This window comes from Streptomyces sp. ISL-94 (genome assembly GCF_018614075.1).
GTDB lineage: Bacteria > Actinomycetota > Actinomycetes > Streptomycetales > Streptomycetaceae > Streptomyces.
The window spans coordinates 24271-48857 of the sequence record NZ_JAGGOZ010000080.1 but is presented as its reverse complement, the minus strand read 5'-3'; the positions used below and the strand labels follow the sequence as shown (position 1 = coordinate 48857).

Below are 24587 nucleotides of genomic sequence, written 5' to 3'. Positions count from 1 at the left end.
AATGTGTGGTGGGGACCCCTGCCCCCCGCAGAAGTGTCACTGGCGGGGAGCGCGAAAGCCGCCGGTCGGGCGCTTCGCGGTCCCCGGCCGCGCGCTACTTGGCGCCGGCCTCGCCGTCGGCCTTGCCGTCCTTCGGCTCGTCGCCCTTGGGCTCGTCGCCCTTGGGCGCCTCGTCCTCGGGCGCTTCGGCCTTCTTGCCCAGGTCGAGCTTGGGAGCCTCGTCCTCGTCCTTCGTGAGGTCCGTCTTCGGAGTCTCGGTCAGGGAGGACGCGTCGTCGGGGACGACCGGCGTGTCGGTATCCGGCTCGTCGGCGATGCCGTGGACGATGCGGTTGTACTCCGCGTCCTCGAGGACGGCGCCGATGGCGTTCTTCGCGTAGACCGCGTGGACGCCGGGGGCCACCTCAAGGGTGACGGTGTCGTCGCCGATCTCCTTCACCGTGGCGTACATGCCGCCGATGGTGCGGACCCCGGTACCGGGCGTCATGTGGTCGCGCATCTGCGCGGCCGCCTGCTGCTTCTTCTTGGCGGAGCGGGTCATCAGGATCATCGCCCCGATGAGCACGATGAACGGGAGGAATGTCACGAGATTCACGGGACGGAGATCCTTCGCACGACCGCACGGGAGACGGCCTTTTTCTACGGGGGTGGGCACGCCGACCCGAAGGGTCGGCATCGGCGGAGTCTAGGCGAGTCCGCACCGATGGAACAACGCCCAGCATGGCATCGCAGTTCCTGGGTGCGCGAACCTCCGCGCCGTCAGGCCCCGAACAAGCCCTGTTGTCCGCTTGATCCGCTCCCGTGCTGCCGGGGCGGTACGAGTCCCAGGTGAGCCCATGCCGCGGGCGTCGCGACGCGCCCCCTGGGGGTACGCGCGAGCAGGCCCTCGCGGACCAGGAAGGGCTCCGCCACCTCCTCCACGGTCTCCCGTTCCTCGCCGACGGCGACGGCGAGCGTGGACAGCCCGACGGGGCCGCCGCCGAAGAGCTTGAGCAGCGCCTCCAGCACGGCCCGGTCCAGCCGGTCGAGCCCGCGCGCGTCCACCTCGTACACCTGGAGGGCGGTACCGGCCACCTCGCGGTTGATCACGCCGTCGGCCCGGACCTGCGCGTAGTCGCGGACGCGGCGCAGCAGGCGGTTGGCGATGCGCGGGGTGCCGCGGGAGCGGCCGGCGATCTCGGCGGCGCCTGCGGTGTCGATCTCGACGTCGAGGAGGCGGGCGGAGCGGTGGATGACGCGCTCCAGCTCCTCGGGGGCGTAGAACTCCATGTGCCCCGTGAACCCGAACCGGTCGCGGAGCGGGGGCGGCAGCAGGCCGGCCCGTGTCGTCGCCCCGACGAGGGTGAAGGGCGGCAGCTCCAGCGGGATGGCGGTCGCGCCCGGGCCCTTGCCGACGATCACATCGACGCGGAAGTCCTCCATGGCCATGTAGAGCATCTCCTCGGCGGGCCGGGACATGCGGTGGATCTCGTCCAGGAAGAGCACCTCGCCCTCCTGGAGGGAGGAGAGGATGGCGGCGAGGTCTCCGGCGTGCTGGATGGCGGGGCCGGAGGTGATCCTGATGGGCGCGCCCATCTCGGCCGCGATGATCATCGACAGTGTCGTCTTGCCGAGGCCGGGCGCGCCGGAGAGCAGGACGTGGTCGGCGGTGGCGCCGCGCTGGCGGGCCGCCTTCAGGACGAGGTCCAGCTGCTGGCGGACCTTCTCCTGCCCGACGAACTCGCCGAGGTCCTTGGGGCGCAGCGCCGCCTCGACGGCGGTGTCCTCCCCATCGGCTGCCGCCGCGACGATACGGTCGCCTTCGGCGGTGGCCTCGGTGTCGTCGTCGTCCCAGTTCACGGTGTCAGTCTGCCTTCTCGGTGGTGGTGCGGGTGGTCGATCCCTGCGGGTGCACTCCCGGGCGCTGCCCGGACCCGCGCCTCAAACGCCGGCGGGGCTGGATTCTGCCCGGCCCGAATCCTTCCGCCCGGGCCACCCCCGCCGGGCGCCTCGCCTGCGTTCGAGGCGCGGGGCGGAGCTCCGCCGATCCAGCCTCGCCGGCGTTCGAGGCGCGGAGTCCGGGGCGGAGCCCCGAGCTTTGAGCCGCACGGGGCCCACCCAGCGGCACCCACTCCAGCCCCGGCGGCGCCTGACGGGCAGGGGCGGAGCCCCGCCGATCCAGCCCCGCCGGCGTTTGAGGCGCGGGGTCCGGGGCGGAGCCCCGAGCTTTGAGCCGCACGAGCCCACTCACCGGCACCCACTCCAGACCACCGGCGCCTGACGGGCGGGGGCGGAGCCCAGCCAATCCAGCCCCGCCGGCGCTTGAGGCGCGGGGATCGCCGGGCGGAGGAGCCCCGGGAAGGTGGGCCGCGCGCACGTCAGCGGGCGCGGTTCAGGGACTGGAGCGCGGCGCGCAGGAGCTGCGGGACGGGGGCGGAGCCACCGGCGGCGATCGCGGCCTCGGCCTGCGGCGTCACGGCCGAGACCGCCTCCTCCGCATCCCGAGCCGCGTACCCGAGGCCGATCAGAGCGGCGGACAGCTGCTCGGTCCACGGCGCCGGCCCCGACGCGGCGGCCCGCTGCGCCCCCACCAGGCCACTGGACCCCAGCGGAGCCCCCAGCTTGTCCTTCAGCTCCAGCAGCAGCTTCTGCGCGCCCTTCTTCCCGATCCCCGGCACCGCCATCAGCGCCTTCTCGTCGCCCGTGGACACGGCCAGGCGAAGGGCGTCCGGGCGGTGGACGCCCAGCATCGCCTGCGCCAGCCTCGGCCCGACGCCGCTCGCGGTCTGGAGCAGTTCGAAGACCTGCCGCTCGTCGTCGTCGGCGAAGCCGTACAGCGTGAGCGAGTCCTCCCGTACGACCAGCGACGTCGCCAACTTGGAGGCCTCGCCCACCCGCAGGCCGGCGATGGTGTTCGGCGTGCACTGTACGGCCATGCCCACTCCCCCGACCTCGATCACGGCCAGGGTGGGGGCGAGCGCGGCGACGGGGCCGCTGACGAAGGCGATCATCGGGTACGGCCTTTCGAGGCGTGCAGGGCGACCGCCTGCTGGAGGCGGCTCTGGGCGGGGGCCCGCCAGATGTGGCAGATGGCGAGCGCGAGGGCGTCGGCGGCGTCGGCCGGTTTCGGCGGTGCGTCCAGCCGGAGCAGCCGGGTCACCATGGCGCCGACCTGGGCCTTGTCGGCCCGGCCGCTGCCGCTGACGGCGGCCTTGACCTCGCTGGGGGTGTGCAGGACGACCGGTATGCCGCGCCGTGCGGCACACAGCATGGCGACGGCGCTGGCCTGGGCGGTGCCCATCACGGTCCGGACGTTGTGCTGGCTGAACACCCGCTCCACGGCGACGACTTCGGGCCGGTGCTCATCGAGCCATTCCTCGATGCCCCGCTCGATGGCGACGAGCCGGTGGCCCAACTCCGCATCCGGGGGCGTCCGTACGACCCCCACCCCGAGCATGGTCAGGGGACGCCCGGCAACACCCTCGACGACGCCGACCCCACACCGCGTCAGCCCCGGGTCCACACCGAGAACTCGCACACCATCCCCCCTGCCTTCGATCGTCTGTCCGTGTCCGTGCAGGCTATCCGGCCCCACTGACAAAGCAGCGGGCCGACAGGGTGTGTCCTGTCGGCCCGCGAATACAGCAACCATCAATGGAGCAGCCCCGCGGCGGGCAGCCACCTCCGCGAGAGCGGCGGCGGTTCGGCCGCAGGGGGGGTGCCGGTCAGGCGTCGACCTTCTCCATGACCTCGTCCGAGACGTCGAAGTTGGCGAAGACGTTCTGCACGTCGTCGCTGTCCTCCAGCGCGTCGATCAGCTTGAAGATCTTGCGCGCGCCCTCTTCGTCCAGCTCGACCTGCATGGAGGGAACGAAGCTGGCGTCGGCCGAGTCGTAGTCGATGCCCGCGTCCTGGAGAGCGGTACGGACCGCGACCAGGTCGGTGGCCTCGCTGATGATCTCGAACGTGTCGCCGTTGTCGTTGACCTCTTCGGCCCCGGCCTCGAGCACCGCGCCGAGCACGTCGTCCTCGGACAGTTCGCCCTTGGGGAGGATGATGACGCCCTTGCGGTTGAACAGGTACGAGACCGAACCCGGGTCGGCCATCGAGCCGCCGTTGCGGGTCATGGCGACGCGGACGTCGGAGGCGGCGCGGTTGCGGTTGTCGGTGAGGCACTCGATGAGCACCGCGACACCGTTGGGACCGTAGCCCTCGTACATGATCGTCTCGTAGTCGGCGCCGCCGGCCTCGAGGCCGCCGCCGCGCTTGACCGCGGAGTCGATGTTCTTGTTCGGGACCGAGCTCTTCTTGGCCTTCTGAACGGCGTCGAAGAGCGTCGGGTTGCCGTCGATGTCAGCGCCGCCCATACGGGCCGCGACCTCGATGTTCTTGATCAGCTTCGCGAAGAGCTTGCCGCGCTTGGCATCGATCACGGCCTTCTTGTGCTTCGTCGTAGCCCATTTAGAGTGGCCGGACATCCGCCTGTCTCCTTCACGTCACCAACAGTGTTCGTCCCCGATCCTACCGGGACCTGTTTACAGCCCCGCGCGCACCATGTCGACGAAGTACGCGTGAACGCGGTCGTCGCCGGTGAGCTCCGGGTGGAACGAGGTCGCGAGGACGTTGCCTTGGCGCACGGCGACGGTGTGTCCGTCGTACGTGGCGAGCACCTGGGCGGAGGCGCCGACCGACTCGACCCAGGGGGCGCGGATGAAGACGCCCTCGACCGGGCCGTCCGCGATGCCCGCGAAATCGATCTTCGCTTCGAAGGACTCGTTCTGGCGGCCGAAGGCATTGCGGCGCACGATCATGTCGATGCCGCCGAGCGTCTCCTGGTCCTCACGGCCGTCCAGGAGCTTGTCGGCGAGCATGATCATGCCGGCGCAGGTGCCGTAGACGGGCATGCCGGCGGCCACGCGCTCGCGCAGCGGCTCCAGCATGCCGAACAGCACGGCGAGCTTCGACATGGTCGTGGACTCGCCACCGGGGATCACGAGGGCGTCGATCTCGGCGAGCTCCTCGGGGCGCCGGACCGCCCTGGCCACGGCGTCCGCCGCGGCCAGGGCGATCAGGTGCTCCCGTACATCGCCCTGGAGGGCCAGGACACCGATCACTGGGGGCACCCCCGCCGAAGGCAGGGGGAGGGTGTTGGTCATGGCGTCGACTACCAGCCGCGGTTGGCGTAGCGCTCGGCCTCGGGGAGGGTGTCGCAGTTGATGCCGACCATGGCCTCGCCCAGGTTGCGGGAGGCGTCCGCGATGATCTTCGGGTCGTCGTAGAAGGTGGTGGCCTTCACGATGGCGGCGGCGCGCTTGGCCGGGTCGCCCGACTTGAAGATGCCGGAGCCGACGAAGACACCCTCGGCGCCGAGCTGGCGCATCAGGGCGGCGTCGGCCGGGGTGGCGACGCCACCGGCGGAGAACAGCACGACCGGGAGCTTGCCGAGCTCGGCAACTTCCTTGACGAGCTCGTACGGGGCGCGCAGCTCCTTGGCGGCGGCGTACAGCTCGTTGTTGTCGAAGCCGCGCAGCTTGGCGATCTCGTTCTTGATCTGGCGCAGGTGGCGGACGGCCTCGACGACGTTGCCGGTGCCGGCCTCGCCCTTGGAGCGGATCATGGCCGCGCCCTCGGCGATGCGGCGCAGGGCCTCGCCCAGGTTGGTGGCGCCACAGACGAAGGGGGTGGTGAACGCCCACTTGTCGGAGTGGTTGACCTCGTCGGCCGGGGTCAGGACCTCGGACTCGTCGATGTAGTCGACGCCGAGGGACTGGAGGACCTGGGCCTCGACGAAGTGGCCGATGCGCGACTTCGCCATGACCGGGATGGACACGGCCTCGATGATCTCTTCGATCATGTTCGGGTCCGACATGCGCGCCACGCCGCCGTCCTTGCGGATGTCGGCCGGGACCCGCTCGAGGGCCATGACGGCGACGGCGCCGGCGTCCTCGGCGATCTTCGCCTGCTCGGCGTTGACCACGTCCATGATCACGCCGCCCTTGAGCTGCTCGGCCATGCCGCGCTTGACGCGCGAGGTGCCGATGGCCGACTCAGCGGACTGGGGGGAGGTGGGAAGCGTGCTCACGGATTGACCTCACTCGAAAGGAAGACGGGTACTACCGGACTGAGGAAACCCCACGGACCAGTCCACTACAAGGGCCAATGTGGAGCCGGTGGCCTCTCCTTTTGTCCCCTGCGGCCCTAGGCAGACTCACGACAGGCCCCGGCCGCACCCGCCTAGACAGGCCGATCGGCGAGATCGGCCGGCGGCTCGTCGTCCATTTCGAACGCCAGCGGGAACGGCGCGTGCCCCGCCAGCCGGAACCAGCGGACCTTGCGGTGCCTGCGCAGGGCCCGGGCGGCCCGTACGGCGTCATTGTGGAACCGGCGCGCCATCGGCACCCGCCGCACCGCCGCCGCCAGCTCCTCCGTGGCCTGCGCCCCGCCCGGAGCGGCCTTGAGCACCTCGACCTGGCCGGCATCGGCGAACACCGCCCGCAGCGCCTGGCTCAGCTCGCTCTCCGCCACCTCGCGCTGCTCCTCCTCGGCCTGCCGGGCGGCGTGCGCGGCCTCGTACAGCACGAGGGACGACGCGGGGTCGAGCACCCCGGAGGTGGCCACCTCCACCACGACGGAGGCCCGCCGCACCAACTGGGCGTCGAGCGCGGCCCGAGCGGCATCCATCCGCGAATGCAGCCGGTCCAACCGCCCGGCGGTCCAACTGAGGTAGACCCCGATGACGCCGAGCGCCAGGGCAATCCAGACAAGGGTTTCGATCACGGGCGGCGACACTACCCTTTTGGCCGCGCCCGCTCCGAGCCGGACCCGCTCACGGGCTCAGCTCAGGCAGCGCTCGACCGCCGCCTGCCGACGACGTTGAGGATCCTGGGGCGCGCAGCAATGTCGCGCAGCTCCTCGTCGTACACGGCGAGGAGTCCTTCACGGTTGAAGAACTGTCGCTGCAGTGCCGAAACCCGGCGGTAGCGCGGCCTGATGGACAAGGTGAATCCCCCCGGTTCCTCTGCGGTCCAGAGGCGAGGCTACCCGTATCCGGCAGGCGTGCACCCGTCGTATTCCACGTCGAACAACCGTGTGGCGCACGCCGGTTCGGCGGGACACACCGAAGGCCGGGGCCGGGTCGGTCAGGAGCCGGTGGTGTCCCGGCTGAAGCCCAGGCGGGTGCGGAGGGGGACGCGTTCGTCTGCGGCGACCGCGGCCGCGCCGTCCGTGACCGTTTCGTAGACCGCCAGGATGTCCGCGGCGACCGTGGACCAGTCGAAGCGGCGGACGTGGGCCGAGCCGCGGGCGCTGAGTTCCGCGCGGCGGGCCGGGTCGCGCAGGAGGGCGATCGCGCCGGCGGCCAGGGAGTCCGCGTTCTCGTTCGTGAAGAGGTCGCCCGCCCCGCCCTGGTCCAGGACCTGCGCGAAGGCGTCCAGGTCGGAGGCGAGCACCGCGGCGCCCGCCGAGAGGGCCTCGACGAGGATGATGCCGAAGCTCTCGCCGCCCGTGTTCGGGGCCACGTAGACGTCGACGCTGCGCAGCAGCCGTGCCTTGTCCTCGTCGGAGACCATGCCGAGGAATTCCACCCGGGAGCGGAGTTCCGCGGGCAGGGCGGCCACCGCCTCCTCCTCGTCGCCGCGGCCCGCCACGAGGAGGCGTACGTCCGGGCAGGCCTCCACGATCCGCGGGAAGGCCGCCATCAGCACGGGCAGGCCCTTGCGCGGCTCGTCGATGCGCCCGATGAAGCCCAGGGTCTGGCCCGACCAGGAGGGATTGGGGTCCGCCTTGGCGAAGAAGTCGACGTCGACGCCGTTGGGGATCACGACGGCGTCCCCGCCCAGGTGCTCGACCAGCGTGCGCCGCGCGTACTCGCTCACCGCGATCCGCGCGCTGATCTTCTCCAGCGCCGGCTGGAGGATCGGGTACGCGGCGATCATCGCGCGCGAGCGCGGGTTCGAGGTGTGGAAGGTCGCCACGATCGGCCCCTGCGCCGCCCAGCAGGACAGCAGCCCCAGCGAGGGCGAGGCCGGCTCGTGGATGTGGATCACGTCGAAGGTGCCCTCGTGGAGCCAGCGCCGGACCCGCGCGGCGGAGAGGAAGCCGAAGTTCAGGCGGGCGACGGAGCCGTTGTACGGGACCGGCACGGCCCGCCCCGCCGAGATCACGTACGGCGGCAGCGGGGTCTCGTCGTCGGCCGGGGCCAGGACCGACACCTCGTGGCCGAGGCGGATCAGGTGCTCCGCCAGGTCCCGGATGTGGAACTGGACGCCGCCCGGCACGTCCCACGAGTACGGGCACACGATGCCGATCTTCACTACGGGCGCTCCTCCAGGTCGTCCAGCCACAGCCGCTGCAGCATGTGCCAGTCCTCCGGGTGCTCGGCGATGCCCCACGCGAAGACGTCCGCCACCGCCTGGGTCATGGCGGCGGTCTTCTCGATCCGGGTGCCGGTCTTGGGCACCTCCACCTCGGGGTGGATCCGGCCGTACATCTTCGGCGAGTCCCCGTAGTGCAGGGTGGCCGGGAGCAGTACCGCGCCGGTCTGCTGGGCCAGCAGCGCCGGCCCGGCCGGCATCCGCGCCGTGGAGCCGAAGAAGTCCACTTCGACCCCGGAGGACGACAGGTCCCGGTCCGCGACCAGGCAGACCAGGCCACCGGCGCGCAGCCGGCGGGCGAGGGTGCCGAAGGCAGCGCCGCCGCTGTGCGGCAGCACCTCCATGCCCAGGCTCTCGCGGTAGGCCACGAAGCGGTCGTAGAGCGACTCGGGCTTGAGCCGCTCGGCGACGGTGGTGAAGGGCACTCCGATGTGGCCGATGGCCCAGGCTCCGGCGAGGTCCCAGTTGGCGAGGTGCGGCAAGGTGACCACCACCCCGCGTCCGGAGGCGAGGCCCTCGCGCAGGATGTGCTCGTCCCTGAACTCGACCTCCGCGCTGAACCGTTTCGGGTCCATGGTCGGCAGCCGGAAGGACTCCATCCAGTACCGCATGTACGAGCGCATGCCGGCCTTGGACAGTTCACGCAGCCGCTCCGGTCCGGCCTCGGGCACCACGCGCGCCAGATTCGACTCCAGCCGCAGCACGCTCTTGCCGCGCCGCTTCCACGCCACGTCCGCGATCTTGCGGCCCAGCGCGACCGCCGCCGGCTCCGGGAGCTTCTTCACTCCCGCCCAGCCGAGCCCGTACAGCCCGTCGACCAGCCCGTCGACCAGCTTCTCCTTCGCCGTCGTCCTGTCCCCCGCCGCCATCAGGCCGCACCGCCCTCGGCGGTCGCCGCCGCGGCGTCGGCCTCGGCGGACTCACGGCGTACGGTGACCACCCGCTGGATCAGCGTGACGAGCGAGCCCGCCGCCACGATCCACAGCGCGATCGGCAGCAGCGCCCCGATCCAGGACGGCACCCCGAAGGTCTGCAGCCCGGACAGACCGGCCGCGACCAGCGAGATCACCAGCCGCTCGGCGCGCTCGATGAGCCCGTTGACGGCCACCGGCAGGCCGATCGATTCGCCGCGCGCCTTCGTGTAGGAGACCACCTGGCCGCTGGCCAGGCAGAAGATCGCCACCGCGCACAGCGCGTTGTCGTTCCCGGAGCCCGCGTACCAGAGCGCGAGCCCGCCGAAGATCGCCGCGTCCGCCACCCGGTCGAGGGTGGAGTCGAGGAAGGCGCCCCACCGGCTGGAGACGCCGGCCTGGCGGGCCATGTTCCCGTCCACCAGGTCGGAGAAGACGAAGAGGGTGATGGTGATCGTGCCCCAGAAGAACTCGCCCCGGGGGAAGAAGACCAGCGCTCCCGCCACCACTCCGGCCGTGCCGATCAGGGTGACCGCGTCCGGGCTCACCCCCCGCCGGAGCAGAAAAGCGGCGAATGGCGTGAGAACACGCGTGAAGAATGCACGCGCGTACTTGTTCAGCATGGCCTTCCCGGAGGGTCGCTGGGCCGCACGGCCACCACGGCCACCGGCTGGCCCATCGTAGCCAGCGCGCCGCCTCCCGGATGCCGCGCACCCACCGGTTCGCGCCACGCAAGACGCACTTCACGCCGTGGACCGCCGCCCGGCGGCCCCGGGGCGCCCCCTGGTACGACGTATGGACGCGGTGTGACAGCAGTGCAAAGCTCGAAGAACCCCGTTTCTTCCTCCGTCACCACCGGGAGGCACGAGCACCATGGGAGCCACATCACACCAATCCGGAGCCGCCGGCAGGGCACTGGCGGCCGACCGCCCCTCCTCCGTACGGAATGTCGTGCTGGTCGGCCACAGCGGATCCGGCAAGACCACGCTGGTCGAAGCCCTGGCCCTGACCGCCGGAGCGGTCAATCGGGCCGGCCGGGTCGAGGACGGCGGGACCGTCTCCGACTACGACGAGATCGAACACCGGCAGGAAAGGTCCGTCCAGCTCTCCCTCGTCCCCCTCGAATGGGGCGGAATCAAGATCAACATCCTGGACACCCCCGGATACGCCGATTTCGTCGGAGAACTCAGGGCCGGTCTGCGCGCCGCGGACGCGGCCCTTTTCGTCGTCTCGGCCTCGGACGGGATCGACGGCGCCACCCGCATGGTCTGGGACGAGTGCGAGGCCGTCGGCATGCCCCGCGCCATCGTCGTCACCCACCTGGAGGCGGCCCGCGCCGACTACACGCAGATGACCACCGTCTGCGGCGAGATCTTCGGCGCCGACGACCCCGACGCCGTCATCCCGCTCTACCTCCCCCTGCACGGCCCCGCCGGTCCCGACGGGCACGCCCCCGTCACCGGCCTGCTCGGCCTGCTGTCCCGGCGCGTCTACGCATACAGCTCCGGCGAGCGCGTGGCGCGCGACCCGGACGACGCCGAGCTCGCCCTCATCTCCGACGCCCGCTCCCGCCTCATCGAGGGGATCATCGCGGAGAGCGAGGACGAGAGCCTCATGGACCGCTACCTCGGCGGCGAGGAGATCGACTTCAAGACCCTCGTCGACGACCTGGAGCGGGCCGTGGCCCGCGGCACCTTCCACCCCGTCCTGATGGCCGCCCCCGCCCCCGACGGCGCCAAGCAGGGCCTGGGCACCGTGGAACTCCTCGAACTGATCATCGGCGGCTTCCCCACCCCCCTGGAGCGCCCCGGCCTCACCGTCACCGCCCCCGACGGCTCCCCCCGCCCCGCCGTCACCTGCGATCCCGACGGCCCGCTCGTGGCCGAGGTCGTCAAGACCTCCTCCGACCCCTACGTCGGCCGCGTCTCGCTGGTCCGCGTCTTCTCCGGCACCCTGCGCCCCGAGGCGACCGTCCACGTCTCCGGCCACGGCCTGGCCGACCGCGGGCACGAGGGCCGCTCCCTCCACGAAGCAGACGAGCGGATCGGCACCCTCACCTCGCCCTTCGGCAAACAGCAGCGCCCCCTGGAGAGGTGCATCGCCGGGGACCTGGCCTGCGTGGCCAAACTCACCCGGGCGGAGACCGGCGACACCCTCTCCGCCAAGGACAACCCGCTCCTGATGGAGCCCTGGGCCATGCCCGACCCGCTGCTCCCGCTCGCCATCGAGGCCCACAGCAAGGCCGACGAGGACAAGCTCTCCCAGGGCCTGTCCCGCCTCGTGGCCGAGGACCCCACCATGCGGCTGGAGCAGAACCCGCACACCCACCAGCTCGTCCTGTGGTGCCTCGGCGAAGCCCACCAGGACGTCGTCCTGGAGCGGCTGCGGACCCGCTACGGCGTCCAGGTCGACCCGGTCCCCCACAAGGTGAGCCTGCGCGAGACCTTCGGCGCGAAGGCGGCCGGCCGCGGCCGGCACGTCAAACAGTCCGGCGGCCACGGGCAGTTCGCCATCTGCGAGATCGAGGTCGAGCCGCTCCCGCCCGGCAGCGGCATCGAGTTCGTCGACAAGGTCGTCGGCGGCTCCGTACCCCGCCAGTTCATCCCGTCCGTGGAGAAGGGCGTACGGACCCAGGCCGCCCGCGGGATCGCCGCCGGATATCCGCTGGTCGACGTGCGCGTCACCCTCCTCGACGGCAAGGCGCACTCGGTGGACTCCTCCGACGCCGCTTTCCAGACCGCGGGCGCCCTGGCCCTGCGCGAGGCCGCCGCCGACGCCCGCATCCACCTCCTGGAACCGGTCGCCGAGCTCGCCGTCCTCGTCCCCGACGAGTACGTCGGCCCGGTCATGAGCGACCTCGCCGGCCGCCGCGGCCGCGTCGTCGGCACCGAACAGGCCGGTCCCGGGCGTACCCGGGTCCGCGCCGAGATCCCCGAGATCGAGATCGGACGCTACGCCATCGAGCTGCGCTCCGTATCGCACGGCACCGGGCGCTTCGCCCGCGCCTACGCCCGCCACGAGCCCATGCCGCCCCAGATCGCGGACAAGGTGCGAGGACAGGCCGGAAAGGGAAGTCAGTAGACATAGCACCGGATCGGCCGCCCACCCAACCTGCTTGCGGTGGGCGGCATTTCCCTGTCCCATGACCCATGGGGCGAGATCCGCCGATAGGCTCGTCGGCGCACCAAAGAGCACGAACGCACAGCGATGGGGGCAGCGGTGGCGGACGACGGATTCGACTTCAGGCCCGGAGCGCAGATTCCCCTCCAGGGGGGCGGGGGGCAGACGGCGGCGACCAACGCCCTCGCCTCCGCGGCGTACCGCGACGGCGGCAAAGACACCAAGCTGGAAGCAATAGTCGGCGCCAACAGCGAGAACCACCCGGCCACGGTCAAACCCGGCAAGATCTCCCTCCTCGAACCCAACCTCGGCGAGGCCTTCTGCCGTGCCGTCGAGGTCCGTACCCTCGGCGCCGGCCGCAAGCCGCTCATCCAGTCCTTCGGCGCCGACCCGCAGACCGTCGTCGAGCACTGCCTGGCCGCCTCCCGCATCCGCAAGGAGCGCGACGCCAGGCTCCGCCTGATCATGCTCGTCTGCGGCGTGCTGTTCCTGCCCGGGCTGCTCCTGTGGCTGGGCCTGTTCCAGCTCCGCAAGAGCCTGGCGTCCGGAACCAACAAGCGCACGTCCTGGATCGGCACCGCGCTCCTGGTCGGCGTCGCCGCCGTGGTGGCCGTCCTGATGTTCAAGCTGCCGTTCACCGGCTTCCTCGGCCTCTACCTGCGCGGCATGGTCATCGCCCCGGCCCTGGGCTGGCTGCTCGCCCGCCGCCTGTGCGAGGCCACCGCCGCCGATATGCGCGCCCGCTGGGACGGGCTGCTGGCCGGTGACGGCATCGGGGCCAAGATCCCCGAGGCCGTGCCGGGCAACCCCGACGAGAAGGCCCGTGAGGACCTGCGCATCCAGCTCGCCAAACTGACCGCGGAAAACCGCAGCAACCACGTCTTCTACGCGGGCCCCAAGGGCATACTCGGCATGGGCACCCGCTGGGGCAGCTGGCAGATGGCCGAGGAACTCACGCCCACGTCCGAGATCGCCGAGATCCACCCCTTCCGCAGCTGGGACGTCATACGCGCGATCGACACCGAGCTCCGCAAGCTGGAGCGCGGCCCCCTGCACACCGGCGGCTTCCCGACGGCCGCCATACAGCACTGGATCGTCACCCCGATCGGCGAGGGCGCCGCCGAGGTGGCCCGCCCCACCGGCGAGAACACCGACAACTTCCTGATCAAGCCCCACGAGATCACCCGGATCTGCAACGAGCAGCAGTTCAGCGCCGGCAACCGGCACTACCTGGGCATCCAGTACCCGCTGTGGGACGGCCAGCTCGTCATCAACATGCTGGTCACGGTCACCGTGCTCTACACGACGCTGCGCGTGGACGTCACCGCGCACGCCCTGGGCCCCGTACACGCCCTCTTCAGCACCAAGTCCGCGGCCCCGGTGGTGGAGGTGCCCAAGAGCATCCGCTTCTGGGAGACCGTGGAGCGCCCGCTGCCGCTGGTGACCGCCGAAGAGGTGGTACGCCTCGCCGTGCGGGCCCCGCTGACCTGGTATCCGCCGCTGCTCGACTACCTCGGCGGCAAACTGGTCCTGCCCGAGCCCTTCGGCCTCCGCCACGTGTGGGCCGGCTCGATGTGGCGCCACCGCTTCATGGCGGACGACGCGCTGCGCACCGTGGCACCGGTCCTGCGCGCGGTGCACGCCGCCACCTTCAGGGTGCTGGAGGAGAACGGCGTCGACACGGAGCGCTTCACGAACCGCTCCTCGATCGTGAGCGGCCTGATCCAGGAGCCGGCGCCGCGCAAGGCGGACGTCTACGACGCGTAGGTAGGCTGGGGTGATCCCCGAGGGAGGAACGATGACCGAGCGCAAACCGCCTGGTGTGGACATCGAGTCCTGGGTGGACCGGCAGATCCGGGAGGCCGCCGACCGAGGCGACTTCGAGAACCTGCCGGGCTGGGGCAAGCCGCTGGCCTCGCTCGACGCCCCGTACGACGAGCTGTGGTGGATCAAGGGCAAGATGCACCGCGAGGGGTTCTCCGCCCTGCCCCCGGCGCTCGCGCTGCGCAAGGAGGCCGAGGACGCGCGGGAGGCGGCCCGGGCGGCCCGCTCCGAGCGTCAGGCGCGGGCCATCCTCACGGAGATCAACGAGAAGATCGGTGCGGCTCTGCGCATGCCCCCGGCGGGCCCGCCCCTCAACCTGACGGAGTTCGACGTCGAGGAAGAACTGCGGATCTGGCGCGAGAGCCGCGCCGCATAGCGCGGTCATCGCGTCGTCCCGTAGCCGGCAGTCCGTAGCCGGCCGTCCCGTTCGGGTCAGTCGTGGGGCCAGGCGTCGGCGAGCATCTGCCGGGTGTCCGCGAGTAGTTGCGGCAGCACCTTGGTGTGGCCGACGACCGGCATGAAGTTCGTGTCCCCGCCCCAGCGGGGCACGATGTGCTGGTGCAGGTGCGCGGCGATGCCCGCGCCGGCGGCCGCGCCCTGGTTCATGCCGATGTTGAAGCCGTGCGCCCCGGACGCCTTGCGCAGCGCGGCCATGGCCCGCTTGGTGAGGTCGGCGAGCTCGGCCGTCTCCGGGCCGTCGAGCTCCGTGTAGTCGGCGACGTGCCGGTACGGGACGACCATCAGGTGACCGCCGTTGTAGGGGTACAGGTTGAGCACGGCGTAGACGTGCTTGCCCCGGGCGACGATCAGGCCGTCCTGGTCCGACATCTCCGGAATCCCGCAGAAGGGACAGCCGTCCCCGGCCTCCGGGCCGGTCGGCTTGTTCTCCCCCTGGATGTAGGCCATCCGGTGGGGCGTCCACAGACGCTGGAACGCGTCCTGCGTGCCCACACCGATCTGCTGCTCCGGCTCAGTCGTCATGGCGGCAAGCATATGACCTTGCCGGTCCGTACGAGGAAGGCCCCCGGGAAGTGATCACTTCCCGGGGGCCTCGTCGTAGGGACCGGCCGCGGATCAGACCTGGACGCGGTCCGCGACGACCTTGGCCAGCTTGGCCAGCGCCTCGTCCTTGGCGATGCCGTTCTCCTGCGAACCGTCGCGGTAGCGGAAGGAGACGGTGCCCGCGGCCATGTCCTCGTCACCGACGATGATCATGAACGGGACCTTGAGCTTCTGGTGGTTCCTGATCTTCTTCTGCATGCGGTCGGAGGAGGCGTCCACCTCGACCCGCAGGCCCTGCTTCTTCGCCTCGGCGGCGAACTCCTGGAGGTATTCCACGTGCCCGTCGCCGATCGGGATGCCGACCGCCTGGACCGGGGCCAGCCACGGCGGCATGGCGCCCGCGTAGTGCTCCAGCAGCACGGCGAAGAACCGCTCGATCGAGCCGAACAGCGCGCGGTGGATCATGACCGGCCGCTGGCGGGAGCCGTCCGGCGCGGTGTACTCCAGGTTGAAGCGCTCCGGCAGGTTGAAGTCGAGCTGGACGGTCGACATCTGCCAGGTGCGGCCGATGGCGTCGCGCGCCTGCACGGAGATCTTCGGGCCGTAGAAGGCCGCGCCGCCCGGGTCGGGGGTCAGCGGGAGGCCCTGCTTCTCGGCGACCTGCTGGAGGACCGCGGTCGCCTCTTCCCAGACCTCGTCCGAGCCGACGAACTTCTCCGGGTCCTTGGTGGACAGCTCCAGGTAGAAGTCGGTCAGACCGTAGTCGCGCAGCAGGTTCAGCACGAAGGTGAGCGTGCGGTCGAGCTCCTCCGCCATCTGCTCACGGGTGCAGTAGATGTGCGCGTCGTCCTGGGTGAAACCCCGGGCGCGGGTCAGGCCGTGCACGACGCCCGACTTCTCGTACCGGTACACGGTGCCGAACTCGAAGAGGCGCAGCGGCAGTTCGCGGTAGGAGCGGCCGCGCGCGTCGAAGATCAGGTTGTGCATCGGGCAGTTCATGGGCTTGAGGTAGTAGTCGGTACCACCGTCGAGCTGCATGGGGGGGTACATGCCCTCCGCATACCAGTCCAGGTGGCCGCTCTTCTCGAAGAGGGCGCCCTTGGTGGCGTGCGGGGAGTAGACGAACTCGTAGCCCTCCTCCTCGTGCCGGCGGCGCGAGTAGTCCTCCATGACCCGGCGGATGATGCCGCCGCGGGGGTGGAAGACGGCGAGGCCGGAGCCGATCTCGTCCGGGATGGAGAAGAGGTCCAGCTCGTTGCCGAGCTTGCGGTGGTCGCGCTTCTCGGCCTCGGCGAGGAAGTCGAGGTGCGCCTTCAGCTCCTCCTTCGACGGCCACGCGGTGCCGTAGATGCGCTGGAGCATCGGGTTCTTCTCGCTGCCGCGCCAGTAGGCGGCCGCGTTGCGCATGAGCTTGAAGGCCGGGATGTTGCGGGTGGTCGGCAGGTGGGGGCCGCGGCAGAGGTCCTTCCAGCACAGCTCGCCGGTCTTCGCGTCGAGGTTGTCGTAGATGGTCAGCTCGCCGCCGCCCACCTCGACGTTCGCGCCGTCGTCGGTCGACGCGGAGCCCTTGATGCCGATGAGCTCCAGCTTGTACGGCTCGTCCGCGAGCTCCTCGCGCGCCGCCTCGTCGGTGACCACGCGGCGGGCGAACTTCTGCCCCCGCTTCTGGATCTCCTGCATGCGCTTCTCGATGACCTTGAGGTCCTCGGGGGTGAAGGGCTTCGCGACGTCGAAGTCGTAGTAGAAGCCGTTCTGGACCGGCGGGCCGATGCCCAGCTTCGCCTCGGGGAAGAGCTCCTGCACGGCCTGGGCCATGACGTGCGCGGTCGAGTGGCGCAGGATGTTCAGGCCGTCCTCGGAGGAGATCTCCACCGGCTCGACGGTCTCGCCGTCCTTCACCTCGTACGCGAGGTCCTTGAGCTCGCCCGCGATGCGCGCGGCGACGATGGTGCGCTCACCGGCGAACAGCTCCGCCGCCGTAGTGCCCGTGGCCACCACGCGCTCGTCCCGCTCGGAATCGCGTTGGATGATCACACGGACGTCTGACACCGGTCTCTCCTGACTCAGGGGGTGCGCGAGCGAACACTGCGCGCCTGAATCGTACCGAGCGGAGTGGCTGAGCCGCTAAACGGTTACCGGTGGCGCCCGGACCCCGGCCCCGCCGCGCCCGGCTGGGCCGGCGCCGCCACGGCGCCGGGGACGCCCCCGCGGTGACCCCGGCCGGCCGGCCGCACCGCCCGGCGCCCCGGGTGGCCCCGGGCCCGCCCGGCCGGCGGGCGGCGTTCCTCGCCCCTGCGCGGTCCGGAACCGAGCCGCCTCGGCCTAAGTAAGGGGCTCTGGGCCGGCCCCCGGCTCCGGCTTCAGGCGCGGGCTGGGCCGGGGCGCGGGGGCACTCCGGGACGTCTCCTCGGTTCAGAGCTGCCTCGGCCTAAGGGGCTCTGGGCCGGCCCCCGGCTCCGGCCGCAGGCGCGGGCTGGGCGGGGGCGCGGGGGCACTCCGGGACGTCTCCTCGGTTCGCGAACCCTGAGCCGGACCGGCTGGTTGCCCGGCGATGGGTTCGGTCGGCCTGCGGGGACATTCCGGAGTGCCCCCGCCCCATCCGAAGCTCGGTAACGTGGGCCGACCACCCGACTCTCCCGGAGGGACCCGTATGCCGAGCCCGCAGATCCGTCCGCTGGACCTGGCCGACGAGGCCACCGCGGCCGCCGTGTACCGGATCGGGCGGGACTCCTATGCGGTGGAGGCGGAGCTGATCGGCTTCGACGGCATCCCCGCGCTGCGCGAAAGCCTCGCCGAGATGCGAGCGCATGCCCTGAACTGGGTGGGCGCCGTCTCCGAGGGCGGGGAGCTCGCCGGTTTCCTGGCCTGGGCGGAGGAGGCCGACGGCGCCGTCTGCATCGACCGGCTCTGCGTGGCCCCGGCCTGGTTCCGCCGGGGCATCGCCTCCCTGCTGCTGCGCCACGCGCTGACCGAGCTCTTCCCGGACCGCCCGGTCGAGGTCACCACAGGCGCCGCCAATGCCCCTGCGGTGGGCCTCTACGAGCGCCTGGGCTTCGTCCGCGGCGAAGACTTCTTCCCCGCCCCGGGCCTGCGCATGGCGTCCTTCGCTTTCAGCCCCGCCGGCGTTTGAGGCCAGATCCGCAGCACGCGGGCCGGGGAGCCCCACGACGGCGACGATGCCCCGGTTCACGCCCAGCCGGGCCGCGACCGCCAGGTAGGCCCGCCCTTCCACACACATCGTTGAGTACCTGTGCACCGTCACCTACAGTTGGCATGGACACGGCTGGCCTGGGTCTGAGCGTGCCGCACTCGGGAAGCGAAATCACAACTCGTTTTCCTCGTGCAGGATTTGCGCCGGCGAGAACACCACGACATGGGGGGCGGCTGCTATCCCGCCACGCCGGCATCACCACCGACGCCGGCCACCCTCGACCCCATCTGCCGCTACTGCTCAGTCGTCCGACGGCAGCACATCCGCCGGATCGAACGCCTCGTCCAGCGACTTCATCAGCCGGTCCCGCTCGACCTCGTCCAGCGGGACGGGCGTCACGTCCGTGGCAGCGGCGAGCCGCCGGAAGCCGCCCCTCCGCTGCAACCGTCCGCTGAGCCGGATCGGCAGTCCCGCCAGGTGGGCGTGCACCGCCACCCGGTACGCCTCCTCGTCGAGCGCGGCCCGGACGTACGGGACCTCCGCCCCGGCCAGGACGCGGACCCGGACCGTGCCACCACCGCCCGCCGCCGAGCGGCGCATCCGGACCACCGCGCCCGCGATCCGGACGGGCACGGCCGGCTCGTCCCGCGTATAGCGGGCGGCGGCCTCCCGCAGCACCGGGAGGTCGCCCGGCGAGAACTCCACCGGCTCGGGCCGGGCCGCGCACCCCGCCGGGACCCCCGCCGCGGGCGCCCAGGCCAGGGCGATCCTGGCCCCCTCCGAGCCCCGCACCAGCGCGATCAGGGCATGGGCGAGCTCCCGGCTGACCCCGGCCTGCACGGCGGCGTCGAAGGCCTCCATGCCTCCCGTGGCCCGCCGGTAGTCCACGGCCTCGCGGGCCGCGTGCAGCGCCTGGTGCAGCCGCGTCACAGTCCCCCGCCCGCCGTCCACCGGTACGAACGCCGTCAGCCGCCGCCCGCCCGGGGCCGGTCCCACCAGCACCCCTTCCAGGGCCCGTTCGGCCTGCGCCCGGTGCCGGGCGCCGTAGTACCCGGCCCTGGCCCGGTCGGCGAGGGCCCCGGCCAGCAGCAGCTGCCGGGCGGCCGAGCGCAGCTGTTCCTGCACCGACCACGCCGCGTCACCCCGGAGCCCGTACGGTCCCCGCGGGATCTCCCGTTCCCAGCGGATCTCGTCGCTCGGCACGCTCAGCCCGTAGAGCACCTCCCGCGCGGACGGCAGCGCACTGCGCGAGAGCGCGGTGAGCGCCTCCTCCAGCAGGTCGGCGCAGTCGGGGAAGCCGCGGCTCTCGGGGACGAGCAGGCTGGTCCCGGCGTGGCTGGGCGGGGTCCAGCGCCCGTACCGCCCGGCCGCACCGCCGCGCCGGAGCCACCCGTGCCGGTGCAGCAGCGCCCCCAGCACCTGCGGATCGACCTGCGCGGGGTCGGGCGTGTCCGGCGTGAGCTCCGGGGACGAGAGCGGTTCGAGGTGCGGCGGGTGCCAGTTCATCAGGGTGTCCCTCCCGACCCGACCCGGGTCATGATCTCGCACAGCGCACGGTCGTCGAAGATCCGCGCGGTCGGGATCCGTACGGTGGTCCGGCGCCGGCCGGTCACAGGGGTGCCGGCGAGATTGGTCCAGTAGCAGCAGTGCCGCAGGTCGAGCCGGTCGTGCCCGGCGGCGAGCCACTCGTCGCGCTCCCGCGGGAGGAGCATCACAACGAGGATCTTGTGCACGGCGACGGGGGTGCGGGCCAGTTTCACCAGGTGCTCGTTGTCGAGGGTGAAGCCGAAGGTGGGCCCGGCCGGCCTGGGCGGTATCTGGTAGGTCGCCTTCAGCTGCACCTTGATGGTCACCTCGTCGTCGACGACGTGCTCGGGGGCGCCGTGGCTGACGTGCCAGTCGATGCCGTTGTCCGGAAAGGGCTGGGAGAGCGAGCAGCCGGCCGCGGCGGCGACGGCGTGCAGGTATCCCACCTGGAGGGTCTCCATACAGGCGGTGGTGGCGAGTGTGCCGCGCAGCGGTCCGGTCCCCGGATCGGTCCGCCCCTGCAGCACCCCGCCCGGTTCGGGCTGCGCGAGCGCCATGGCCGGCTCCCCATGCCTTCCGGGCTCTGCCGTGGGTGGTGGGTGGGGTGACGACCGGTCATCTGTACGGCCCCCCATGAGTGTTGTCTCCGCACGCGGCTCGCCGCAAACGGCGTACGGGGCAAACAGCACGGGTATCACCGATGCGGGCAAGGGTGGCACGTTCTGCGCAGCACTGCCGGGTGCACCCCCATCTGCCGACCGGGGACGAGGAGTTCGCCATGACACGCTGGTACGAGGGCCCGCTGGCCGCATTCGACACGGAGACCACCGGGGTGGACGTCGAGCAGGACCGGATCGTGTCCGCCGCGCTCATCGTGCAGGAGTGTGCGGGCGGCCGGGTCCGCGCCACCCGCTGGCTGGTCAATCCCGGCATCCCGGTGCCCCCGGGTGCCACGGAAGTGCACGGCCTCACGGACGAGCACCTGCAGCGCCACGGGCGCTGGCCGGCGCCCGTGGTGGAGGAGATAGCCCGCGCGCTCGGGGAGCAGCAGGTGGCGGGCCGGCCGGTGGTGGTGATGAACGCGCCGTTCGACCTGACGCTGCTGGACCGGGAGTTGCGCCGGCACCGGGCATCGTCGCTGTCGCGGTACCTGGACAACAGGCCGCTGACGGTGCTGGATCCGCGGGTGCTGGACAAGCACTTGGACCGGTACCGCAAGGGCCGCCGCACGCTGACCGACCTCTGCGCGCACTACGGGATAGAGCTGGAGGGCGCGCACGACGCGGCGGCGGACGCGCTGGCCTCGCTGGAGCTCGTACGGGCGGTGGGGCGCCGGTTCGCGGCGCGGCTGGAGCGGCTGTCGCCGGCCGAACTGCACACGCTCCAGCAGGTGTGGCACGCGGCACAGGCGCGCGGGCTCCAGGCGTGGTTCGCGCGCCAGGGGACCCCGGAGCCGGTGGATCCGCACTGGCCGCTGCGCCCGGACCTGTCGACGGCGGCGTGACACGGGCGAAAGGCCCCCATGCGAAGGGCACACATGCGGAAGGCCGGTCCGTCAGCAGACGGACCGGCCTGTCCCGGTGGGCGATACTGGGATCGAACCAGTGACCCCTTCGGTGTGAACGAAGTGCTCTCCCGCTGAGCTAATCGCCCGGGAACGCACTGAACAATACAGAAGGCTTGGGGCTGGTTCAAACCGCTTCCGGGCCGGCGGCCAGCCGGGCCGCGAGACCGCGCCGCCCGGCCCGCATCATCAGCGTGTGGTTGAGCCGGAACACCGGCCGCCCGAGCAGCGCGAGCCGCCGCATCAGGGGCCGGCGCACCTCGACCTCCTGCTCGTACAGCGCGCGGGTCCGGGTGGCTCCGGTGCCGGCCCGGGGCCGTACGGTCCACCGTGCCCAGCCGTCGAGATCGCCGCCGAGGGAGACTTCCAGGATCCCGTGGGCGGGGTCGCGCAGGAGCTCGGTGGCGGTGATGTGGAGTGCGTACGGGAGGACCGAGCGGACGGTCGCGGTGCCGCTTCGCTCGTCGACCGTTTCGACGCGGCGGACCTGGGGCCACCAGTGCGGGTACTCCCCCGGCTGCTCCAGTTCGGCGAAGACGCGGCCGGGCGGCGCGTCGAGGTGCCACACACTGCGGAAGCGGTAGCGGCTCCACCGGGCCCACCGGTCCGAGCAGTCCGAGCGGTCCCAGCGGCTGCGGTCCATGGTTCCAGTCTGGCCCGGCCAGGGCCCCCGTATGCCCACTTCACCCGGACCGGGCGTACTCAGGGCACATCTGAGTACCCGCACCCATGTGCCGACCGCGTGACCGGCGCCACACTCCGCACTATGAACACGCCTCTGCCGCCGGCCGAAGAGCTGGCGCTCATCGACCGTGAGCTGGTCCAACTCGATACCCGGCGGCTGTACTTGCTGGGCCGCCGGGACTGGCTGCTGCGCCTGCCGGTCGCTCCCGCCTGGGCGCCTCCCGGGCCCGCCGCGCCCGCGCAGGAGACCTCGCCCCCGAGCGCGCAGAACGTGCTGCTCACCCTGGGCGCGGTCCTGCTGGCGGTGGCCGCGCTGGCGTTCACGCTGCTGAGCTGGGGCTCCCTGGGGATCGCCGGGCGCTCGGCGGTGCTCGCCGCGGTGACGGCGGCGGCGCTGGCCGTCCCGGCGGTGCTGCTGCGCCGCGGTCTGCGGTCGACGGCGGAGTCGGTGGCTGCGGTCGGCCTGCTGCTGACGGTGCTGGACGCGTACGCGCTCTACGCGGTCGGGATGCCGCACACCGACGGCCTCGCCTATGCCTCGGGGGCGGCGGCGGTACTGGCGGCGGCGTGGGCCGCGTACGGCGCCGGACTGCGCAAGGTCCGGATCCCGCTGCCGGCCGCGGTGCTGGCGGCGCAGTTCCCGCTGCCGCTGGCCGCGCTGGCGGCGCAGGCGGGGCCGCTGGACATCGGCTGGTCGCTGTTGGCGACGGCGGCGCTGGACGCGGCCCTCGCGCTGCGGGTCCGGGTGGCGGCCGTCCCGGCGGCGGTGCTCGGCGCGGTGGCGCTGCTGACCGGCGCGACCGAGTCCTGGTCGGCGGGGTCGGCGGGCGAAGCGCTCGCCCCCGGGGCGCTGCTGCTGGCGGGCGCCGCGCTCGGCATCGCGGCGGCCCGGCGGGAGCCGCGCGCCTGGGCGGCCGCGACGGCGGGCGGCTTGGCGGCGGTGGTCGCCCTCGGCGGGGTGGCGCGCCAGGGCCTGGATCCCGCCTGGACGGTGGTGGTGCACCTGCTGGCGGCGCTGCCCCTGCTGGCGGCCGTACGGGTCCGCGCCCTCCCGGCACCGGTACGGCGCGGGCTGGCCCGGGCCGGTGCGGCGGTGGCCGCCCTGGCCGCGCTTGCGGGCTGGTCGGCGGTGGCGCCGACCCTGCTCGCCCGCGTCCGGGTACTGGAGGAGGTGTGGGCGGCGACGACCCCGGCCGCGGAGCCGTACTGGCCGGGGGCGGCGGTCCCGGTGATCCTGCTGATCACGGCCGGAGCCGGCTGGTGGCTGTCGAGGGCGCTGTCGCGGCCGGAGCCCGCGGTGGCGGCGGTGGTCCTGGCCTGGTCGGGGCTGTTCACGGCGCCGGAGCTGCTCGGACTCCCGGTGGCGGCGGTGTTCGCCGCTCAGCTCGCGGTGACGGCGGCGGCGGGAGTCCTCGCCCTGCGCACCACGGCGCGCGGGGCCGGTTTCGCGGCGGCCGGGTGTGCGCTGGTCGGTGCCGGGAACGTGTCCCTGGGCGCGCTGGACGGCCGGGCGGCCACCTTCGCGGTGTGGGGAGCGCTGGGCGCGTGCTGCGCGGCTGGGGCGGCCTACCGGCCCGCCGCGCGGTCGATCCGGTCCGGGGCGGCCGTGTGCGCCGTCGGGTACGCCACGGCGCTCCTGGCGGCGGCGGGGGCGGCGGCGGGCCTGGCGGTGGCCTGGTGGGCGCTCCCGGTGCTGGCCGTCCCGGCCGTGGTGGCCGCGCTCGGGCCCCGGCTGGGCGGAGTGCGGGTGCCCGCCGAGATCGCTGCGGCGGCGTCCGGGGTGTCGGCGGTGGCCCTGTCGGCGGGCCGGACGGGGACCCTGGCGCTGATCCTGGCGCTGGCCGGGGTGATCTGCGCGGGGGCGGCGGTGCGCGAGGACCGGCGCGCACCGGGGAGCTGGGCGGCGGGCGCGCTGTTCGTGGCGGCGACCTGGGTCCGGCTGGCCGACTTCGGGGTCACGGTCCCGGAGGCGTACACGCTGCCGGTGACGGTGCCCGCCCTTGCGGTGGGCTTCCTGCGGCGGCGCCGGGATCCGGGGGCCTCGTCCTGGACGGCGTACGGCCCGGGCCTGTCCGCGACCCTGCTGCCGAGCCTGCTGGCGGTCCTGGGCGGCTCCCCGACCGGGATCGGGCACTGGCTGCGCCCGCTGCTGCTGGGCCTGGCCGCGCTGGCGGTGACCCTGGCGGGCGCCCGGCGTCGGCTCCAGGCGCCGCTCGCGCTGGGCGGGGCGGTGCTGGCGGCGGTGGCGCTGCACGAGCTGGCCCCGTATGTGGTGCAGGTCGCGGGGGCGCTCCCGCGCTGGGTGCCGCCGGCCCTGGCGGGCCTGCTGCTGCTGGCGGTGGGGGCGACGTACGAGAAGCGGCTGCGCGACGCCCGGCGCCTGCGGGACGCGCTCGGCCGGCTGCGGTGAGGCCGTGAGGGCTGCCGCGGGCACGGAAACGCCAGAGGCCCGG

The 24587-nt window shown here is 72.5% G+C and carries 23 protein-coding genes and 1 tRNA gene; 6 read left to right on the top strand and 18 right to left on the bottom strand.

Going from position 1 to position 24587, the window contains the following annotated elements; genetic code table 11:
- Positions 1-94: 94 nt before the first annotated feature.
- From yajC to pgsA, 12 genes are all read right to left on the bottom strand, one after another.
- The gene (yajC, locus tag J7E94_RS24155; RefSeq protein WP_215018846.1) at positions 95-595 is read right to left on the bottom strand and encodes a preprotein translocase subunit YajC; all 501 of its coding nucleotides are present in this window, start codon (positions 593-595) and stop codon (positions 95-97) included.
- Between the two features lie 164 nt (positions 596-759).
- Positions 760-1839, bottom strand: a complete 1080-nt coding sequence (gene ruvB, locus J7E94_RS24150; RefSeq protein WP_215018844.1) for a Holliday junction branch migration DNA helicase RuvB — start codon at positions 1837-1839, stop codon at positions 760-762.
- 518 nt (positions 1840-2357) lie between these two features.
- The gene (gene ruvA, locus J7E94_RS24145; protein ID WP_215018843.1) at positions 2358-2990 is read right to left on the bottom strand and encodes a Holliday junction branch migration protein RuvA; all 633 of its coding nucleotides are present in this window, start codon (positions 2988-2990) and stop codon (positions 2358-2360) included.
- Positions 2987-3517 (bottom strand): crossover junction endodeoxyribonuclease RuvC, encoded by a 531-nt coding sequence (gene ruvC, locus J7E94_RS24140; RefSeq protein WP_215018841.1) that lies wholly within the window; start codon positions 3515-3517, stop codon positions 2987-2989. Before ruvC ends, ruvA begins: the two co-directional genes overlap by 4 nt.
- Before the next feature lie 187 nt (positions 3518-3704).
- A complete protein-coding gene (locus tag J7E94_RS24135; protein WP_215018839.1) occupies positions 3705-4457 on the bottom strand; it encodes a YebC/PmpR family DNA-binding transcriptional regulator in 753 nt (250 codons plus the stop codon).
- Positions 4458-4514: 57 nt separating this feature from the next.
- A complete protein-coding gene (gene pdxT, locus J7E94_RS24130) occupies positions 4515-5135 on the bottom strand; it encodes a pyridoxal 5'-phosphate synthase glutaminase subunit PdxT (RefSeq protein ID WP_215018837.1) in 621 nt (206 codons plus the stop codon).
- An 8-nt stretch (positions 5136-5143) separates the two neighbouring features.
- Positions 5144-6061, bottom strand: coding sequence for a pyridoxal 5'-phosphate synthase lyase subunit PdxS (gene pdxS, locus J7E94_RS24125; protein WP_215018835.1), 918 nt, complete (start codon positions 6059-6061; stop codon positions 5144-5146).
- 152 nt (positions 6062-6213) lie between these two features.
- Positions 6214-6756, bottom strand: a complete 543-nt coding sequence (locus J7E94_RS24120) for a LemA family protein (protein WP_215018833.1) — start codon at positions 6754-6756, stop codon at positions 6214-6216.
- A 62-nt stretch (positions 6757-6818) separates the two neighbouring features.
- A complete protein-coding gene (locus tag J7E94_RS24115; protein ID WP_215018831.1) occupies positions 6819-6977 on the bottom strand; it encodes a hypothetical protein in 159 nt (52 codons plus the stop codon).
- Positions 6978-7118: 141 nt separating this feature from the next.
- Positions 7119-8291, bottom strand: coding sequence for a glycosyltransferase family 4 protein (locus J7E94_RS24110; protein ID WP_215018829.1), 1173 nt, complete (start codon positions 8289-8291; stop codon positions 7119-7121).
- Positions 8291-9220 carry a phosphatidylinositol mannoside acyltransferase gene (locus J7E94_RS24105; protein WP_215018828.1) on the bottom strand — a complete coding sequence of 310 codons (930 nt, stop codon included), beginning with the start codon at positions 9218-9220 and terminating at the stop codon, positions 8291-8293. Before J7E94_RS24105 ends, J7E94_RS24110 begins: the two co-directional genes overlap by 1 nt.
- The gene (pgsA, locus tag J7E94_RS24100; protein ID WP_215018826.1) at positions 9220-9885 is read right to left on the bottom strand and encodes a phosphatidylinositol phosphate synthase; all 666 of its coding nucleotides are present in this window, start codon (positions 9883-9885) and stop codon (positions 9220-9222) included. The genes J7E94_RS24105 and pgsA overlap by 1 nt, the downstream gene beginning before the upstream one ends.
- A 250-nt stretch (positions 9886-10135) precedes the next feature.
- Between pgsA and J7E94_RS24095 the strand changes: the two genes are divergently transcribed.
- The 3 genes from J7E94_RS24095 (at position 10136) to J7E94_RS24085 (ending at position 14582) form a co-directional block, all read left to right on the top strand.
- Positions 10136-12343, top strand: coding sequence for an elongation factor G-like protein EF-G2 (locus J7E94_RS24095; RefSeq protein WP_215018824.1), 2208 nt, complete (start codon positions 10136-10138; stop codon positions 12341-12343).
- 138 nt (positions 12344-12481) lie between these two features.
- On the top strand, positions 12482-14149 hold the full coding sequence (locus J7E94_RS24090) for a hypothetical protein (protein ID WP_215018822.1): 1668 nt from the start codon (positions 12482-12484) through the stop codon (positions 14147-14149).
- A 31-nt stretch (positions 14150-14180) separates the two neighbouring features.
- On the top strand, positions 14181-14582 hold the full coding sequence (locus J7E94_RS24085; protein WP_215018820.1) for a DUF1992 domain-containing protein: 402 nt from the start codon (positions 14181-14183) through the stop codon (positions 14580-14582).
- Positions 14583-14638: 56 nt separating this feature from the next.
- On the opposite strand, the gene J7E94_RS24080 is transcribed toward J7E94_RS24085, so the two are convergent.
- Together J7E94_RS24080 and thrS are read right to left on the bottom strand one after the other, a co-directional pair.
- Positions 14639-15199 carry an HIT domain-containing protein gene (locus J7E94_RS24080; RefSeq protein WP_215018818.1) on the bottom strand — a complete coding sequence of 187 codons (561 nt, stop codon included), beginning with the start codon at positions 15197-15199 and terminating at the stop codon, positions 14639-14641.
- Between the two features lie 81 nt (positions 15200-15280).
- Positions 15281-17257 carry a threonine--tRNA ligase gene (gene thrS, locus J7E94_RS24075; RefSeq protein ID WP_215018817.1) on the bottom strand — a complete coding sequence of 659 codons (1977 nt, stop codon included), beginning with the start codon at positions 17255-17257 and terminating at the stop codon, positions 15281-15283.
- A gap of 601 nt (positions 17258-17858) precedes the next feature.
- On the opposite strand from thrS, the gene J7E94_RS24070 reads away from it, so the two are divergent.
- Positions 17859-18338 carry a GNAT family N-acetyltransferase gene (locus J7E94_RS24070; protein ID WP_215018815.1) on the top strand — a complete coding sequence of 160 codons (480 nt, stop codon included), beginning with the start codon at positions 17859-17861 and terminating at the stop codon, positions 18336-18338.
- A gap of 321 nt (positions 18339-18659) precedes the next feature.
- On the opposite strand, the gene J7E94_RS24065 is transcribed toward J7E94_RS24070, so the two are convergent.
- A complete protein-coding gene (locus J7E94_RS24065; RefSeq protein WP_251057129.1) occupies positions 18660-19865 on the bottom strand; it encodes a hypothetical protein in 1206 nt (401 codons plus the stop codon).
- Positions 19865-20443, bottom strand: coding sequence for a DUF4365 domain-containing protein (locus tag J7E94_RS24060; RefSeq protein ID WP_215018813.1), 579 nt, complete (start codon positions 20441-20443; stop codon positions 19865-19867). Before J7E94_RS24060 ends, J7E94_RS24065 begins: the two co-directional genes overlap by 1 nt.
- 221 nt (positions 20444-20664) lie before the next feature.
- Here J7E94_RS24060 and J7E94_RS24055 point away from each other — a divergent pair, with 221 nt between their 5' ends.
- Complete coding sequence (locus J7E94_RS24055; protein WP_215018811.1) at positions 20665-21390, top strand: 3'-5' exonuclease; 726 nt, start codon at positions 20665-20667, stop codon at positions 21388-21390.
- A 77-nt stretch (positions 21391-21467) separates the two neighbouring features.
- Here J7E94_RS24055 and J7E94_RS24050 read toward each other — a convergent pair.
- A tRNA-Val gene (locus J7E94_RS24050) sits at positions 21468-21539 on the bottom strand.
- 38 nt (positions 21540-21577) lie between these two features.
- Entirely contained in the window at positions 21578-22093 is a 516-nt protein-coding gene (locus tag J7E94_RS24045) for an SRPBCC family protein (protein WP_215018808.1), read from the bottom strand.
- 123 nt (positions 22094-22216) lie between these two features.
- Here J7E94_RS24045 and J7E94_RS24040 point away from each other — a divergent pair, with 123 nt between their 5' ends.
- Positions 22217-24544, top strand: coding sequence for an SCO7613 C-terminal domain-containing membrane protein (locus J7E94_RS24040; protein WP_215018806.1), 2328 nt, complete (start codon positions 22217-22219; stop codon positions 24542-24544).
- Positions 24545-24587: the final 43 nt, after the last annotated feature.

What these genes read in the sequence shown, in the direction of transcription:
- pgsA (WP_215018826.1), bottom strand. Translation starts at nt 9,885, where the DNA reads ATGCTGAACAAGTACGCGCGTGCATTCTTCACGCGTGTTCTCACGCCA.
- J7E94_RS24105 (WP_215018828.1), bottom strand. Translation starts at nt 9,220, where the DNA reads ATGGCGGCGGGGGACAGGACGACGGCGAAGGAGAAGCTGGTCGACGGG.
- J7E94_RS24040 (WP_215018806.1), top strand. Translation starts at nt 22,217, where the DNA reads ATGAACACGCCTCTGCCGCCGGCCGAAGAGCTGGCGCTCATCGACCGT.
- J7E94_RS24085 (WP_215018820.1), top strand. Translation starts at nt 14,181, where the DNA reads ATGACCGAGCGCAAACCGCCTGGTGTGGACATCGAGTCCTGGGTGGAC.
- J7E94_RS24055 (WP_215018811.1), top strand. Translation starts at nt 20,665, where the DNA reads ATGACACGCTGGTACGAGGGCCCGCTGGCCGCATTCGACACGGAGACC.
- J7E94_RS24135 (WP_215018839.1), bottom strand. Translation starts at nt 4,457, where the DNA reads ATGTCCGGCCACTCTAAATGGGCTACGACGAAGCACAAGAAGGCCGTG.
- J7E94_RS24065 (WP_251057129.1), bottom strand. Translation starts at nt 19,865, where the DNA reads ATGAACTGGCACCCGCCGCACCTCGAACCGCTCTCGTCCCCGGAGCTC.
- J7E94_RS24070 (WP_215018815.1), top strand. Translation starts at nt 17,859, where the DNA reads ATGCCGAGCCCGCAGATCCGTCCGCTGGACCTGGCCGACGAGGCCACC.
- J7E94_RS24080 (WP_215018818.1), bottom strand. Translation starts at nt 15,199, where the DNA reads ATGCTTGCCGCCATGACGACTGAGCCGGAGCAGCAGATCGGTGTGGGC.
- pdxT (WP_215018837.1), bottom strand. Translation starts at nt 5,135, where the DNA reads ATGACCAACACCCTCCCCCTGCCTTCGGCGGGGGTGCCCCCAGTGATC.
- J7E94_RS24060 (WP_215018813.1), bottom strand. Translation starts at nt 20,443, where the DNA reads ATGGCGCTCGCGCAGCCCGAACCGGGCGGGGTGCTGCAGGGGCGGACC.
- J7E94_RS24045 (WP_215018808.1), bottom strand. Translation starts at nt 22,093, where the DNA reads ATGGACCGCAGCCGCTGGGACCGCTCGGACTGCTCGGACCGGTGGGCC.
- J7E94_RS24095 (WP_215018824.1), top strand. Translation starts at nt 10,136, where the DNA reads ATGGGAGCCACATCACACCAATCCGGAGCCGCCGGCAGGGCACTGGCG.
- ruvA (WP_215018843.1), bottom strand. Translation starts at nt 2,990, where the DNA reads ATGATCGCCTTCGTCAGCGGCCCCGTCGCCGCGCTCGCCCCCACCCTG.